Origin of the sequence: Limimaricola hongkongensis DSM 17492 (assembly GCF_000600975.2) — a bacterium.
GTDB classification, from domain to species: Bacteria; Pseudomonadota; Alphaproteobacteria; order Rhodobacterales; family Rhodobacteraceae; genus Limimaricola; species Limimaricola hongkongensis.
In genome coordinates, this window is record NZ_KK088653.1 from 187,572 (window position 1) to 202,393 (window position 14,822).

Genomic DNA, 14,822 nt, shown 5'->3' on the forward strand with positions numbered 1-14,822 from the left:
GGCGCGCATTGCGGCGGCGGCGCAGTTGCGGCATGGATCGGGAACCGCGTCCCAAGCGAAAGAACGCCGCCATGTCCAAACCTCTCAAGGTCGCCCTCCAGATGGATCCGATCGGCGCCGTCGATATCGACGGCGACACCACCTTCCGCATCGGGGAGGAAGCGCAGGCGCGCGGTCACGAGCTGTTCTACTACACCCCCGACCGGCTCGCCTTTCAGGAGGGGCGGGTGACGGCGCGCGGCTGGCCGCTGGAGCTGCGCCGCGAGAAGGGCAACCATTTCAGCCTCGGCGAGGAACGCGAGGTGGACCTGTCGGACTTCGACGTGGTCTGGCTGCGCCAGGACCCGCCCTTCGACATGGGCTATATCACCACCACGCATCTTCTGGACATGATCCACCCCGATACGCTGGTGGTGAACGACCCGTTCTGGGTCCGCAACTACCCCGAGAAGCTGCTGGTCCTGACCTTCCCCGATCTCACCCCGCCCACCGCCATTGCCCGCGATCTGGCGACGCTGCGGTCGTTCCGCGACAAGCACGGCGACATCATCCTCAAGCCGCTTTATGGCAATGGCGGCGCGGGGGTGTTCAAGCTGCATTCACAGGACGGCAATCTCGCCTCATTGCACGAGATGTTCACCGGCATCAGCCGCGAGCCGCTGATCGTGCAGAAATTCCTGCCCGACGTGACAAAGGGCGACAAGCGGATACTTCTGGTCGATGGCGAACCGGTCGGCGCAATCAACCGGGTGCCGGCCAAGGGCGAGACCCGGTCGAACATGCATGTCGGCGGTCGGCCCGAAAAGGTCGAGCTGACCGCGCGCGACCGAGAGATCTGCGCCGCGATCGGCCCGCTGCTGCGCGAAAAGGGCCAGATCCTCGTCGGCATCGACGTGATCGGCAACTGGCTGACCGAGATCAACGTGACCTCGCCCACCGGCATCCAGGAGCTGGAGCGCTTTGATGGCATCAACGTCGCGGCAAGGATCTGGGAGGCGATCGAGGAGAAACGCTAGGCCTCTCGTCCGAGTGCGAGGCGGTAGCCCACCGCTTCGGCCACGTGCGGGCGGCGGACAATCTCCGATCCGTCGAGATCGGCGATGGTCCGCGCCACCCGCAGCACCCGGTGATAGCCGCGCGCCGAGAGACTGAACCGTTCGGCCACGCGCAGCAGCAGATCGCGCCCCTCGGCATCGGGGGCCGCGATCTCTTCGAGCCGCCGCCCTTCCGCATCGGCGTTGACCCGCGCCGCCGACCCCTCGAAGCGGGCCGCCTGGATCTCGCGCGCCGCCGCGACCCGGATCGCGACCTCTGCCGATCCTTCGGGCGGCTCCGGCAGGTCGAGATCGGTGAAGCCGACGGGCGGCACCTCGACCCGCAGGTCGATGCGGTCCATCAGCGGGCCGGAAATCCGCCCGAGATACTCCTCGCCGCAGCCCGGCGCGCGGGCGCAGGCGCGGCCGGGATCGGCCAGCTGACCGCAGCGGCACGGGTTCGCGGCGGCGATCAGCAGGAACCGGCAGGGATAGCGCAGATGCGCGTTGGCACGCGCGACGACGACCTCGCCGGTCTCGATCGGCTGGCGCAGGGTTTCCAGTACGGCGCGCGAAAACTCGGGCAATTCGTCGAGAAACAGCACGCCGTTATGCGCAAGGCTGATTTCGCCGGGCTTGGCGCCGCGCCCGCCGCCCGCGATGGCGGCGATCGAGGCCGTGTGATGAGGCTCCCGGAACGGGCGCGCACGGCTGATCCCGCCCTCGGTCAAGAGCCCAGAAACCGAGTGCACCATCGAGGTTTCCAACGCCTCGACCGGCGAAAGCGGCGGCAGCAGGCCCGGCAACCGGGCCGCCAGCATCGATTTGCCCGAGCCGGGCGGTCCGACCAGCAGCAGATGGTGCCGTCCGGCGGCGGCGATTTCCAGCGCCCGCTTGGCGCGCTCCTGCCCCTTCACGTCGCGCAGGTCGCGGGGCTGCGCCGAGGGCGCGGCCAACCCGGCCTGCGCGGGGGCAAGCGGCTGCTGGCCGGTCAAATGCCGGATCGCGCGGGCCAGCGTCGGCGCCGCGATCACTTCCACCGCCTCGACCCAAGCGGCCTCGGCGCCGCAGGCGGCGGGGCAGAGCAGGCGGCGGTCCTCCTCGGCGGCGGCCATCGCGGCGGGCAGCGCGCCGATCACCGGCACAAGGTCGCCCGACAGCGACAGCTCGCCCAGGCTGACCGTGGCCGCGACCTCCTCTTCGGGCAGCACCTCGATCGCCGCGAGCAGCGCCAGCGCGATCGGCAGGTCGAAATGCGACCCCTCCTTGGGCAGATCGGCGGGCGACATGTTGATCGTCACCCGTTTCGAGGGCAGCGCGATGGAGAGCGCCGACAGCGCCGCGCGCACCCGTTCGCGCGCCTCGCTCACCGCCTTGTCGGGCAGGCCGACGATGCTGAAGCCGGGCATCCCGGCGGTCACGGCGCATTGCACCTCGACCAGCCGCGCCTCGACCCCTTCGAAGGCCACCGTGTAGGCCCGCGCCACCATGCTGATGCCCTCCCGCCTGTGCATGCTGGCCGGGCAGAGGTTGAGGAAGGGTTAACTGGGCTCAGGGCCGCTCGTTGATCCCGGCGGCGCGCCAGCCCTCATCGTCGCGCGTGATCCGGGTCAGCGACAGCGGCTCGATCCTGTGGCCGAAGGCCTCGTGCGCGGTGCAGCCCAGCGCGCGTTGAAGTTGCGTGAGGATCACCCCGAAATGCGCCACCACGATCAGGTCGCCGCCGGTCCAGAGCCGGTCGATGGCCGCGTCGCAGCGCCCGCGCAGCGCGTTCCAGCTTTCGCCGCCGGGCGGCGCGATGTCGCCGGGCCGGTCCCAGAAGGCACGGATGTGATCCGGCGCCTCGGCCTCGATCTCGTCATGCCGTTTCAGTTCCCATTCGCCGAAATGGATCTCGCGCAGATCGGCCTCGTGGGGCAGGCGCGGGCGTTCGCCCGCCAGCGCTTCGGCGGTGCGCACCGCGCGGTCGAGATCCGACGACACCATGGCCGCGCCGGGCAGCCGTGCCGCCAGCCGGGCGATGGCCGCTATGTCCGACAAATCGGCGGGCAGGTCGGACCAGCCGCACATGCCCTTGGCATGGGTCGGGCCGTGCCGGATCAGCCACAGCGTGCTCATGGCATCTCTCCCTTGAGCGCGAAGGGCAGCCCCGCCATCACGCCGATCACCGTGTCGGCCCGCGCGGCGAGGCGGCGGTTGAACCCGCCCTGCGCCGCCCGGAACCGCCGCGCCAGCGCGTTGTCGGGCACGATCCCGGCGCCGACCTCGTTCGAAACGATCACGACCGGGGCGGGGCAGGCGTCGATGGCGTTAAACAGCCGCGCCTCCGCCGCGCCGAGATCGGCCTCGGCCAGCAACAGGTTCGACAGCCACAATGTCGCGCAGTCGATCAGCGCGATATCGCCGCCCCCAAGGCCGGAAATCGCCGAGTCCGGGTCGAGCGGCGCCTCGATCGTGTGCCAGCCGGGCCCGCGCGCGGCGCGGTGCCGCGCGATCTTTTCGCGCATTTCGCTGTCGAAAGCCTGCGCGGTCGCGACGTAAACGCGCCGAAGATCCTCTTTTAATACAAGGCTTTCGGCCATGTCGGACTTGCCCGAGGCGGCGCCGCCTAGAACCAGCGTCAATTTCTGCAAGACCATCGGGGAAACTTTCTGACAGGGCGCGGCGTTAATGGGTCAGCAAGGTGACTAGCAGGCCGCCCGGCCATGGCAAGCGCACCGACCCTCTAATGTCCCGGGGACGATGACATGGCTTTTGACGGATTTGCGGACCAGTCGATGACCCGCAACGCGATGCGGGCAGAACTCCTAGATGCCGAAACGGAACTGCGGCTCGCCTATGCGTGGCGCGACCAGCGTTGCGAGAAATCGCTGCACCGGCTCATCACCGCCTATATGCGGCTCGCCATCTCCATGGCCTCGAAATTCCGCCGGTACGGCGCGCCGATGAACGACCTCATTCAGGAGGCCTCGCTCGGTCTCATGAAGGCGGCCGACAAGTTCGATCCTGACCGGGGCGTGCGGTTTTCCACCTACGCGGTCTGGTGGATCAAGGCGTCGATCCAGGACTACGTGATGCGCAACTGGTCGATGGTGCGGACCGGCTCGACCTCGTCGCAGAAATCACTGTTCTTCAACATGCGCCGCGTGCAGGCCCGGATCGAACGCGAAGCCGCCGCCGAGGGCCGCGAGATGGACGGCGCGACCCTGCGCAAGATGATCGCCAAGGAGGTGGGCGTGCCGCTCGCCGATGTGGAGATGATGGAAGGGCGGCTCTCGGGATCCGATTTCTCGCTCAACGCCACGCAGTCGACCGAGGATGAGGGCCGCGAATGGATCGAGGCGCTGGAGGATGACGGGCTGCAGGCCGCCGAACTCGTGCAGAACAGCCACGACACCGACATGCTGCGCCAATGGCTGTTGACCGCGCTGTCCGGGCTCAACCCCCGCGAGCAGTTCATCGTCCGCGAGCGCAAGCTGCGCGACGACCCGCGCACGCTCGAAAGCCTCGGTGGGGAGCTGGGTCTGTCCAAGGAACGCGTGCGCCAGCTCGAAGCCGCCGCCTTCGGCAAGATGCGCCGCAGCCTCGAAGGCCAATCGCGCGAGGTGCACGGCTTCTTCGGCTGATCGGGCGATTGCCCCCGCTGCCGCGAACCCCTAGGGTCGCCCCGCATTGACCGCGGGGCGCAGCCATGTCGCATATCCTCCTGATCGTCGGCGGCGGCATCGCGGCCTACAAATCGCTGGAATTGATCAGGCAACTGGTCAAGGCGGGCCACGAGGTCACGCCGGTGATGACCCAAAGCGCGGGCCAGTTCGTGACGCCGCTTTCGGTTTCCGCGCTGGCGGGCAAAAAGGTCCACGAGGCGCTGTTCGATCTCACCGCCGAGGCGGAAATGGGGCATATCCAGCTGTCGCGCGTCGCCGATCTCGTCGTCGTGGCCCCGGCCACGGCCGACATGATGGCCAAGATGGCGCAGGGCCGGGCCTCGGATCTCGCCTCGACGCTGCTTCTGGCGACCGACACCCCGGTGATGATCGCGCCGGCCATGAATGTCCGCATGTGGGAGCATCCGGCGACGCAGCGCAACCTCGCCACGCTGAAGGCCGACGGCGTCACGGTGGTCGGGCCCGACGAGGGCGAGATGGCCTGCGGCGAATACGGGCCGGGGCGGATGTCGGAGCCCATGGCCATCCTCGCCGCGATCGAAGCGGCGCTGCGTCCCGTCGATGCGCCGCTCGCCGGGCGGCACGTGCTCGTCACCTCCGGGCCGACGCATGAGCCGATCGACCCGGTGCGCTATATCGCCAATCGCTCCTCCGGGGCGCAAGGAGCCGCGATCGGTGCGGCGCTCCTGCGGCTCGGCGCGCGGGTGACCTTCGTGACCGGCCCGGCCAGCGCCGCGCCGCCCGAAGGCGCAACGGTCGTCGCGGTGGAGACCGCCGCCGAAATGCTTGCTGCCGTCGAGGCGGCCTTGCCCGCCGATGCCGCCATCTTTGCCGCCGCCGTGGCCGATTGGCGGGTCGAGACCGCGCAGGCCCGCAAGATCAAGAAACAGGCCGGGGCGCTGCCCGGCCTGTCGCTGGCCGAAAACCCCGACATCCTCGCCCGCGTGGCGGGCATGGCCGTGGGACGGCCCGGCCTCGTGGTGGGCTTCGCCGCCGAAACCGACGACGTCATCGCCCATGCCACCGCCAAGCGGGCGCGCAAGGGCTGCGACTGGATCGTCGCCAACGACGTCTCTCCCGAAACCGGGATCATGGGCGGGACCGAGAATGCCGTGACCCTGATCACCGAAGACGGGGCCGAGACATGGCCGCGCATGGCCAAGCGCGCGGTGGCCGAACGGCTCGCCGACCGGCTGGCCGCGGCGCTGGCCGCCAAGGACGGGACCGCCTCCGGCGGGCGTATTTAGGGAATGGTGAACATGGGATCGCGCATCGGGGTAAGGCTGTGCTGGACCGAAACGGCGGACCGCAGCCTGCCGCTGCCCGCCTACCAGACGGCGGGGGCGGCCGGGGCCGATCTCGTGGCCAATCTCGATCCGGGGAACCGCGAGGGCGGCCTCCTGCTCGCGCCCGGGGCGCGGGCGCTGGTGCCCACCGGGCTGCGCGTCGCCGTGCCCGAAGGCTATGAGCTGCAGCTCAGGCCGCGTTCGGGGCTGGCGTTGAAGCACGGGATCACCCTGCCCAACAGTCCCGGAACCATCGATAGCGATTATCGCGGGCCGCTCGGCATCATCGTCATGAATGCCGGGCAGGAAAGCTTTGCCGTGACCCATGGCATGCGCATCGCGCAGGCGGTGTTGGCGCCGGTGGTGACGGCGGGGTTCGAACTGGTCGCGGATCTCGACGAGACCGCGCGCGGCACCGGGGGCTTTGGGTCGACCGGAGGCATCGCGTGATCCTCGTCGGTGTCATGGCCGCGACGCTGTGGGGCATCGGTGCGCTCACCGGCGCGCCAAGACAGGCGCGGCTCTACATGATCGGCCTGCTGATGACCGGCGTGATCGCGGGGCACCTATTGCTGCCCGATGGGCATCCGCTGCGCATGGCGACCGGGGGCGAGGCGGCGCTGTGGCTGTTGATCCTCGCGGGCGGGGCGCTGGTCTGGGGCTATGGATGGGGGCTGCGGCGCCTGAAGGCGCGTGCGGCGCCCGCCGACACGCCCGCGCCGCGCAAGGGGTTCTCCGAAACCGAACTGACCCGTTACGCCCGTCACATCACCCTGCGCGAGATCGGCGGACCGGGGCAGGGGGCGCTCCGGCGGGCCAAGGTTCTCGTGGTCGGCGCGGGGGGCCTTGGCTGCCCGGCGCTGACCTATCTCGCGGCCTCGGGCACAGGCACCATCGGCGTGATCGATGACGACACCGTCGATCTGAGCAATCTCGGGCGGCAGGTGCTGTTCGACGAGGCGCAGATCGGCATGCCCAAGGTGCATGCCGCCGCCCAGAAGCTGCGCGCGCAGAACCCGCATGTCGAAATCCGCCCCTATGCGCGGCGGCTCACCGCCGCGATCGCCGAAGAGCTGTTCGCCGATTACGACCTGATCCTCGACGGGACGGACAATTTCGACACGCGCGACATCGTCAACGCCGCCGCCGTCGCCGGGGCCAAACCGCTCGTCGCCGCGGCGCTGACGCAGTGGGAGGGGCAAGTCTCGCTCTACGAACCCGCGCGTGGCACGCCCTGCTGGGCCTGCGTGTTCCCCGAACGGCCCGACGCCGCGCTCATCCCCTCCTGCGCCGAGGCGGGCGTGCTGTCGCCATTGCCGGGCATCGTCGGCGCGATCATGGCCGCCGAGGCGGTCAAGCGGCTGACCGGGGCGGGCGAAACGCTGGCCGGGCGGCTGATGATCCACGACACGCTCTATGCCGAAACCCGGATCATCGGGATCAAGCCGCGCAAGGGCTGCGCGGTCTGCGGCGGGCGGGGGCTGGAAGCGGCGGGCACGGCCCCATAGGTTTCCCGCAAAGGAGACCCGCATGACCAATCCGCTACTGGAGCCTTGGGACACGCCCTTCGGCCTGCCGCCCTATGACCGCATCGAGGACGAGCACTGGATGCCCGCCGCCGAGGCGGTCCTCGCCGAGGCGCGCGAGGCCGTCGAGGCCATCGCCGCCAACCCCGAAGCGCCCACATTCGCCAACACCATCGCCGCGCTGGAAATGTCGGACGAGGGGCTGGGCCGGGTGCTCGGCGCCTTTTACGCCATGGCCGGCGCCGACAGCTCGCCCGCGCGTCAGGCGTTGCAGCGCGATTTTGCGCCGATGCTCTCGGCCCACATGTCATGGGTGATCGGCAACCGGGCGCTGTTCGAGCGGATCGACAGGCTCTGGCAATCGCGCGAGACGCTGAATCTCGGGCCGGAAGAGGCGCGGGTGCTGATGCTGACCCGTCGCCGCTTCGTGCGGGCCGGGGCCGAGCTGGAGGGTGCGCAGGCCGAACGCATGGCCGAGATCCGCGCGCGGCTTTCGGTTCTGGGCACGCAGTTCTCGCAGAACTTGCTGGCCGACGAATCTGACTGGACCATGCCGCTGTCACCAGAAGACCTCGCCGATCTGCCGGCCGGGCTGCGCTCCGCCGCCAAGGCGGCCGGGGGCGAGACCGGGCCGGTGGTCACCCTGTCGCGCTCGCTCGTGGTGCCGTTCCTGCAATATTCGCCGAACCGGGCGCTTCGGAGACAGGCCTTCGAGGCCTGGACCGCGCGCGGCATGAAGGGCGGCGAGACCGACAACCGCGCCATCGCCGCCGAGACGCTGAAGCTGCGGGAGGAGCGCGCGAAGCTCTTGGGGCATGACGACTATGCCTCGTGGAAGCTCGAGACCGAGATGGCGGGCACGCCCGAGGCGGTGCGCGAGTTGCTGCACGCGGTCTGGAGCCCGGCGCGGGCGGCGGCGAACGCGGATGCCGCGATCTACGAGGACATGCTGCACGCGGATGGTCATGAGGGGCCTCTGGAGCCGTGGGACTGGCGCTACTATGCCGAAGCGCGCCGGAAGGCCGAGCACGAGATCGATGACGGCACGCTCAAACCCTATCTGCAGCTCGACCGGATGATCGAAGCGGCGTTTTCCGTCGCCCATCGCCTGTTCGGGATCGAGGCGCGCGAGATCGAGGCGCCGGTCTACCACCCGGACGCGCGCGCCTTCGAGATCACGCGGGGTGGCGCGCATCTCGCCGTTTTCGTCGGCGACTGGTTCGCCCGGCCCTCCAAGCGGTCCGGCGCGTGGTGCACCACGATGCGCGACCAGCACCGCATGGGCGGGCGCGACGTGCGGCCGCTCGTGCTCAATGTCTGCAACTTCGCGAAACCCGATGCGGGCGAGCCCGCGCTTCTGTCCTTCGACGATGCGCGCACGCTGTTTCACGAATTCGGCCATGCGCTGCACCAGATGCTGTCCGACGTGACCTATGAAAGCATCTCGGGCACCTCGGTCGCGCGCGATTTCGTGGAGCTGCCGAGCCAGCTTTTCGAGCACTGGCTCGAAGTCCCCGAGGTGCTGCGCGAATTCGCCACCCATGCCGAAACCGGCGAACCGATGCCCGAGGCGTTGATGGAAAAGATGCTGGCGGCGGCCAATTTCGACCAGGGCTTCGCCACGGTCGAGCAGGCGTCCTCGGCCATCGTCGATCTGGAGTTCCACTGCGGGCCCGCGCCAGCCGACCCGATGCAACGGCAGGCGGAGGTGCTCGAACAGATCGGCATGCCGCGCGCCATCGTCATGCGCCACGCGACACCGCATTTCGCGCATGTCTTTTCGGGTGATGGCTATGCTGCGGGCTATTACAGCTACCTGTGGTCCGAAATGATGGATGCCGACGCCTTCGAAGCGTTCCGCGAGGCGGGCGATCCCTTTGATCCAGGCACGGCGCAAAAGCTTGAAACGCATGTGCTTTCGCGCGGCGGATCGGAGGAGGCGGGCCTGCTCTACGAGCGGTTCCGGGGCACCACCCCGACCGTTGCGGCGCTTTTGAAAGGACGCGGGCTGGCGGCCTGACTTGACGCCGGGAGAAGCGACGATCGGGACGGATTCAGGAACTCCTGTCCGCCCGATCCGTTGAATGGGCAACACGGAACGATTGAAAGGAACGCACGATGAAACTGCTCACCGCAAGCGCTCTCGCCCTCTCCGTCACCGCCACCGGCGCGCTGGCCGAAAGCCACGCCATGGCGGAAACCCCGGCCATGACCAGCGCCGACATGGCCGCCATGCAGGGCGACCTGATCCGCAGCCGCGACATCACCGGTGGCGCGATCTACACCCTGAACGAGGCCGATGACGAAGGCTGGGACACCGTCGGCGCCTATGACGAGCTTGGCGCGGACTGGAACGAGATCGGCGAGATCGAAGATGTCGTCCTGTCGCGCGACGGCCAGATGATCGGCGTCGTGGCCGAGGTCGGCGGCTTTCTCGACATCGCCGACAAGCACGTGATGCTGCCCACCGGCGACGTGCGCCTCGTGGCGGTCGACGACAAGACCTATGCGATCGTCACCCGCCTGAGCGAGGAAGAGCTGGAATCGCTCGAAGGTGTGGACGAAGGCTTCTGGAACTGATCCCGAGCGGATCGGCATCCTGAACCGGGAAAGGGGGGCGCGGTGATCCGCGCCCCCCTTTTTTCGTGTCGCGGCAAGAGCGCGGTTCAGCTGGCCTTGCGGTGCGCCTCGGCGGCTTCGGAGATGTGGTGCATCTCGTCGGCGAGCGCGCCTTCGATCGACAGACCCTCGCCGGGGACGGCGCCGGGATCCTCCTCGTCGGCGATCATGTGGCTGCGGTCGCGGACATAGTCGCGCAGCTCGTCGCCCGCCGGGCCGTCGAGCGCGGCCACGAGCCGGGCCAGCACCTTGCGCTGCGCCAGCAGGCGGCCTTCGAGCGTTTCAAGCGTGATGGACATGGACATCCTTTCTGCGATGGCTGTGATGCTGGGGCCAACGTAGCATGTGCGGGCGCCGTTCCGGCCAAGACGCGCGCGTGCTCAGACCGGGTCCTTGTGGATGATCACGTCGGCATGCGGATACCGCGCGAGAATCGCGCGCTTGAGCGCCGCGCCGATCGCATGCGCCTCGTGCAGGCTTTGCCCGCCATCGAGCTCCACATGCAGGTTCACGAAGACCCGGCTCCCCGAACGGCGGGTGCGCAGATCGTGATGGCCGCGCACCTTTGGAAAATCGCGCGCGATGGTCTCGATCCCCGCGACCATGTCGTCATCCACCGCCCGGTCCATCAGCGCGTCCCACGCTCCGCGCCCGATTTTGAGCGCGCCGCCCGCCATCAGGAGCGCCGCGCCGATCGCCACCACCGGATCGATCCAGTTCAACCCGTAGCGGCGCGAGGCCCACAGTGCCCCGATCGCGCCCAGCGCCGGCACCAGGTCGCCGATGTAATGCAGAGAATCCGCCGCCACGACCCGGTTGCCGGTGGCCCGCGCCACATGGCGCTGCCAGCCCACCAGCGCGAGGGTGAGCGCGATCGACAGGCCCATCACCGCGATGCCCGCGCCCTGCTGGGTCGGGACCATCTCGGCGGGGTGGGCCAGACGCTGCGCCCCCGCGCCGCCGATCAGCGCCGCCGAGGCGAGGATGAAAAGGCACTGCCCCAGCGCCGCGAGATCCTCGGCGGCGCTGTGGCCGAAAGCGTGGTCGTCATCGGCGGGCCGGGCGGCATAGGCGATGGCGGCGAGCGCGCCGAGCGACATCGCGAGATCGAGCGCCGAATCCGCCAGCGTCGCCGCGACCGACAGCGCGCCGGTCTGGAACAGCGCCCAGAGCTTGGCCGCGATCAGCAGCAGCGCCACCGAAACGGAGGCCACCCCGGCCGAGAGGTTCAGCCGGTCGTCATGCCCGCGCGCGGCCATGCGATCAGTCCCGGATCTCGTCGGGCGCCACGCCCCAGATCAGCGATTTCGGGGCCCAGCCCTTGTAGCCGCCGGCGGTGAGGCGGCACCATTCGGGCTCGCATTCGCCCAACCGCGCCACCACGCCGCCTTCGAGCTGCGCGACGATGCTGGCCTCCGCGTTCGGACGGGCGCGCAGCGGCAGCATCTCGGCATCGGCGATCACGGTGCGCACCCCCGACAGCATCGCGTAATGCATCCATCCGCCGACACCTTCGCGGTCGGTGACCCGGCGCCAATGACCGTATTCGGCGGTCACCTGCAGCGGCATGTCGCGGCGCAGGAACACCCAGTCGATCCGGTGCGACAGCGACGGGCCGCGCCGCACGTTGCCGCGCCCGGTCGACAGCGACACGAAGCGCGGCAGCGGCAGGTTCGTTTCCGGGCCACGTGCGGGGCCTGCGGGAATCGCGATTTCGCCGGGGGCGGTCGGCGCGGGCGGGATCGCGGGGGCCGGAGCCTCGGATTCTGGAGTGGGAGCGGGGGCAGGGGCGGACGGGCGGAGCCGCGGGCGGGCCGGGTCCGTCTCCTGTGCGAGCAGCGGTTGCGCGGCAAAGGCCAGCAGCAATGTCACGATATGTCCGAAATGCGTCATCCGCGCCCTGTTCGTCTGGTCCCGATGCCGGGGCCCGTGGCCCGAAAGGGGCGCGTGTCGCGCAGCACCCGGTCCCGGCACAGTGTCATGAAGCCATGGGCGGGAAAAGCGCAAGGGCGCAGCCGGGTAAAGAAGCGCCCGGCCCTGTGATCGCGGCGCGACTCCTCCCGAATTCGTGACGCGACGCGATCCTTGAACCACAGCGACCCTGCGGAACCCGCGCCGGAGCGACCGCGTTGCAAGCGCGACTGGAGCAAACGGGAATCGTCGTCACATGCGCAACTGGGCTATCGCATTCATCGCGCTCGCCACCCTGTCGGGGCTGGCCTGTCTTGGCGCCGGCACGCCGGAGACGCTGGGCAGCGCGCGGATCCTGATGGTGCTGTTCGGGGCCTTGGGCGCCTATGCCGCGACGGCCCATGCCCTGCAATCGCGGGGCCGCCGGCGGCCCAGAGATGGCGGGCCGCTGAACGTCTGACCGGCCAGGTCCGGTCAGTTGGAAATGCGCCGCACCAGCCGCTGCCCGGGAAGATCGCCGCCAAGGATCTGCAGCCGCGCGTCGCGCGCGAAACCCGTCAGAAGCTCGCGGTAATAGCCGCGCGCCGAATTGGCGACAGCACCGACCAGCGTGCCGGTGCGGCTTTCGGCGGCTTCGCCCGCCAGCACCTGGATCGTGTAGCTGGCCCGCAGCGCGCCCGCCGGATCGATCACCCGCACCGCGCCCGACAGCCGCGACTGGTCCCGGCCCAGCGCCGTCGAGGTGCCGCCCGCGAGGTTAAGCCGCGACACCTCCACCATCATCTTCCACTTTCCGCCGCGGTTCAGCCGGTCGGCGAATTCGCGCGACAGCGCCGCGTCGAGATCGGGGGCGATGCGGCTGGTGTAATCGCGCGCAGCACCGCTTTCAAAGCCCGCGCCTTCGGCCGTCACCACGATATCGGCAAGCTGCATCTCGCCGCGCGCGGCGCGCGACAGCGGGTTCGGATCGGGCGTGCCGCAGGCGGCAAGCAGCCCCGCAAGGCCGACGGCGATCAGGGTGCGGCGGTTGAACATGTCTGCTCCTTCAGAGGGTTACCTCAACGATATATCTCGTCCTCGGTCGGAAAGGCGCGTGACTTCACGTCCTCGGCATAGCGTTTGACCGAGTCTTCGATCATCGGGCCGAGCTGGCCATAGACCTTCACGAATTTCGGCGTCCACGGGTTTAGCCCCAGCATGTCCTCGAGCACGAGAATCTGGCCGTCGCATTCCGCGCTCGCGCCGATGCCGATGGTCGGGATCTCCACCGCCTTGGTGATCTTGGCGGCCAGCGGCTCGACCATGCCTTCGAGCACCACGGCAAAGGCCCCGGCCTCGGCCACGGCGCGCGCATCCTCCAGATGCGACTCCCAGGTCTCCTCGTCGCGGCCCTGGGTCTTGAAGCCGCCCATGACGTGGCTCGACTGCGGGGTCAGGCCGATATGCGCCATCACCGGGATGCCGCGCTCGGTCAAAAAGCGGATCGTCTCGGCCATGCGGGCGCCGCCCTCGAGCTTGACCGCGCCGCACTGGGTTTCCTTCATGATCTGCGCGGCGTTGCGAAAGGCCACCGCCGGGCTTTCCTCGTAGGTGCCGAACGGCATGTCGACCACGATCAGCGCCTTTTTCGTGCCGCGCACCACGGCGCGGCCATGCATGATCATCAGCTCGAGCGAGACACCGACCGTGCTCTCCATGCCGTGCATCACCATGCCGAGGCTATCGCCCACGAGGATGAAATCGGCATAGCGGTCGACGATGGCGGCGGTATGCGCGTGGTAGGATGTCAGCGACACGATCGGCTCGCCGCCCTTGCGGCGCGCGATCTGCGGAACGGTGACGCGGCGGACCGTCTCGGTCTGGCTGCTCATGGGGTGATCTCCCTTTGATCGATCAACAGGACCTCGCCGAACTGGGCCGAGATCATGATGGCAATGGGTTCGGACAGGGGCGCGTCCGGCGCCTGGCGCAGCGGCGCGAGGCTTTCGGGCGCGACGATGTCGAGCCCGGTGAGCGTGGCGCGCGGCTCGTCGGCGAGGCATGCGCGGATCGCGTCATCGATCGACCGCGGGCTGCCGCCCTCTGCCGCGACCCGCTCGGCGCGGTCGAGCGCACGGCTCAGGCACAGCGCGGCGATGCGGTCCTCGGGCGTCAGCCGGACATTGCGCGACGACATGGCAAGCCCGTCCGCCTCGCGCAGCGTCGGCACGCCGTGGATCTCGATGCCCATGTGCAGGTCGCGCGTCATTCGGCGGATCACCTGCAATTGCTGGTAATCCTTCTCGCCGAAATAGGCGGCGTCGGGGCGGGTGATGTTGAACAGCTTGGTGACGACGGTGGCGACGCCCCGGAAATGGCCGGGCCGCACCGCGCCGTGTAGCCGCACCGCGAGGTTTTGCGTCTCGACGATGGTCTCACAGCCCTCGGGGTAGATTTCATCCGCCCGCGGGATCAGCACCGCGTCGCAGCCCGCCGCTTCGAGCATGGCGAGATCGGCCGCCTCGGTGCGCGGGTAGTTGTCGAGATCCGCCGGATCGCCGAACTGCGTCGGGTTGACGAAGATCGTCGCCACGACGCGGGCGTGATCGCGCTTTGCGGCGGCGATCAGGCTCATATGCCCGTCATGCAGCGCGCCCATGGTCGTGACCAGTCCGACGCTGTGGCCTTCGGCGCGAAATCCCGCGACCGCGTCGCGGATGGCGGCAATGCTGCGGCAGAGCTGCATGGATGTCCTCCCGGAAGGTTGCCGTCTTTTACGGGGGAGAAGAGGGCCTTACA

General features: G+C 69.2%; 17 protein-coding genes. 8 read left to right on the plus strand and 9 right to left on the minus strand.

Features of this window, described 5'->3' with window-relative positions; all coding sequences use genetic code 11:
- The first annotated feature begins 71 nt into the window (after positions 1–71).
- On the plus strand, positions 72–1,016 hold the full coding sequence (gene gshB / locus LOKHON_RS11440; RefSeq protein WP_017929282.1) for a glutathione synthase: 945 nt from the start codon (positions 72–74) through the stop codon (positions 1,014–1,016).
- Here the strand turns inward: gshB and LOKHON_RS11445 are convergent.
- From LOKHON_RS11445 to cobU, 3 genes are all read right to left on the minus strand, one after another.
- Complete coding sequence (locus LOKHON_RS11445; protein ID WP_017929283.1) at positions 1,013–2,524, minus strand: YifB family Mg chelatase-like AAA ATPase; 1,512 nt, start codon at positions 2,522–2,524, stop codon at positions 1,013–1,015. The two genes, gshB and LOKHON_RS11445, sit on opposite strands and share 4 nt — an antisense overlap.
- 61 nt (positions 2,525–2,585) lie before the next feature.
- The gene (locus LOKHON_RS11450; RefSeq protein WP_017929284.1) at positions 2,586–3,152 is read right to left on the minus strand and encodes a histidine phosphatase family protein; all 567 of its coding nucleotides are present in this window, start codon (positions 3,150–3,152) and stop codon (positions 2,586–2,588) included.
- On the minus strand, positions 3,149–3,673 hold the full coding sequence (gene cobU / locus LOKHON_RS11455) for a bifunctional adenosylcobinamide kinase/adenosylcobinamide-phosphate guanylyltransferase (protein ID WP_017929285.1): 525 nt from the start codon (positions 3,671–3,673) through the stop codon (positions 3,149–3,151). Before cobU ends, LOKHON_RS11450 begins: the two co-directional genes overlap by 4 nt.
- A 108-nt stretch (positions 3,674–3,781) precedes the next feature.
- Here cobU and LOKHON_RS11460 point away from each other — a divergent pair, with 108 nt between their 5' ends.
- The 6 genes from LOKHON_RS11460 (at position 3,782) to LOKHON_RS11485 (ending at position 10,094) form a co-directional block, all read left to right on the plus strand.
- A complete protein-coding gene (locus LOKHON_RS11460) occupies positions 3,782–4,660 on the plus strand; it encodes an RNA polymerase factor sigma-32 (RefSeq protein ID WP_017929286.1) in 879 nt (292 codons plus the stop codon).
- A gap of 65 nt (positions 4,661–4,725) precedes the next feature.
- Complete coding sequence (coaBC, locus tag LOKHON_RS11465; RefSeq protein WP_017929287.1) at positions 4,726–5,949, plus strand: bifunctional phosphopantothenoylcysteine decarboxylase/phosphopantothenate--cysteine ligase CoaBC; 1,224 nt, start codon at positions 4,726–4,728, stop codon at positions 5,947–5,949.
- A 3-nt stretch (positions 5,950–5,952) separates the two neighbouring features.
- A complete protein-coding gene (gene dut, locus LOKHON_RS11470) occupies positions 5,953–6,438 on the plus strand; it encodes a dUTP diphosphatase (protein WP_017929288.1) in 486 nt (161 codons plus the stop codon).
- On the plus strand, positions 6,435–7,496 hold the full coding sequence (locus LOKHON_RS11475; protein WP_017929289.1) for a HesA/MoeB/ThiF family protein: 1,062 nt from the start codon (positions 6,435–6,437) through the stop codon (positions 7,494–7,496). The genes dut and LOKHON_RS11475 overlap by 4 nt, the downstream gene beginning before the upstream one ends.
- Positions 7,497–7,518: 22 nt before the next feature.
- Complete coding sequence (locus LOKHON_RS11480; protein WP_017929290.1) at positions 7,519–9,534, plus strand: M3 family metallopeptidase; 2,016 nt, start codon at positions 7,519–7,521, stop codon at positions 9,532–9,534.
- Positions 9,535–9,632: 98 nt separating this feature from the next.
- Positions 9,633–10,094, plus strand: a complete 462-nt coding sequence (locus LOKHON_RS11485) for a PRC-barrel domain-containing protein (RefSeq protein ID WP_017929291.1) — start codon at positions 9,633–9,635, stop codon at positions 10,092–10,094.
- 86 nt (positions 10,095–10,180) lie between these two features.
- Here LOKHON_RS11485 and LOKHON_RS11490 read toward each other — a convergent pair whose 3' ends face one another.
- The 3 genes from LOKHON_RS11490 to LOKHON_RS11500 form a co-directional block, all read right to left on the minus strand.
- Entirely contained in the window at positions 10,181–10,432 is a 252-nt protein-coding gene (locus LOKHON_RS11490; protein ID WP_017929292.1) for a hypothetical protein, read from the minus strand.
- 81 nt (positions 10,433–10,513) lie between these two features.
- Positions 10,514–11,392, minus strand: coding sequence for a cation diffusion facilitator family transporter (locus LOKHON_RS11495; protein WP_017929293.1), 879 nt, complete (start codon positions 11,390–11,392; stop codon positions 10,514–10,516).
- 4 nt (positions 11,393–11,396) lie between these two features.
- Complete coding sequence (locus LOKHON_RS11500) at positions 11,397–12,026, minus strand: SH3 domain-containing protein (RefSeq protein WP_017929294.1); 630 nt, start codon at positions 12,024–12,026, stop codon at positions 11,397–11,399.
- 274 nt (positions 12,027–12,300) lie between these two features.
- Here LOKHON_RS11500 and LOKHON_RS11505 point away from each other — a divergent pair, with 274 nt between their 5' ends.
- Entirely contained in the window at positions 12,301–12,504 is a 204-nt protein-coding gene (locus LOKHON_RS11505; protein ID WP_017929295.1) for a hypothetical protein, read from the plus strand.
- A gap of 14 nt (positions 12,505–12,518) precedes the next feature.
- Here the strand turns inward: LOKHON_RS11505 and LOKHON_RS11510 are convergent, their stop codons facing one another.
- Genes LOKHON_RS11510 through panC form a run of 3 tightly spaced genes read right to left on the minus strand, consistent with a single transcriptional unit; the run spans position 12,519 to position 14,769 of the window.
- Positions 12,519–13,079: a hypothetical protein gene (locus LOKHON_RS11510; protein ID WP_017929296.1), complete on the minus strand. Its 561-nt coding sequence runs from the start codon at positions 13,077–13,079 to the stop codon at positions 12,519–12,521.
- A 23-nt stretch (positions 13,080–13,102) separates the two neighbouring features.
- Complete coding sequence (gene panB / locus LOKHON_RS11515; RefSeq protein ID WP_017929297.1) at positions 13,103–13,915, minus strand: 3-methyl-2-oxobutanoate hydroxymethyltransferase; 813 nt, start codon at positions 13,913–13,915, stop codon at positions 13,103–13,105.
- Entirely contained in the window at positions 13,912–14,769 is an 858-nt protein-coding gene (gene panC, locus LOKHON_RS11520) for a pantoate--beta-alanine ligase (RefSeq protein WP_017929298.1), read from the minus strand. Before panC ends, panB begins: the two co-directional genes overlap by 4 nt.
- Between the last annotated feature and the right edge of the window lie 53 nt (positions 14,770–14,822).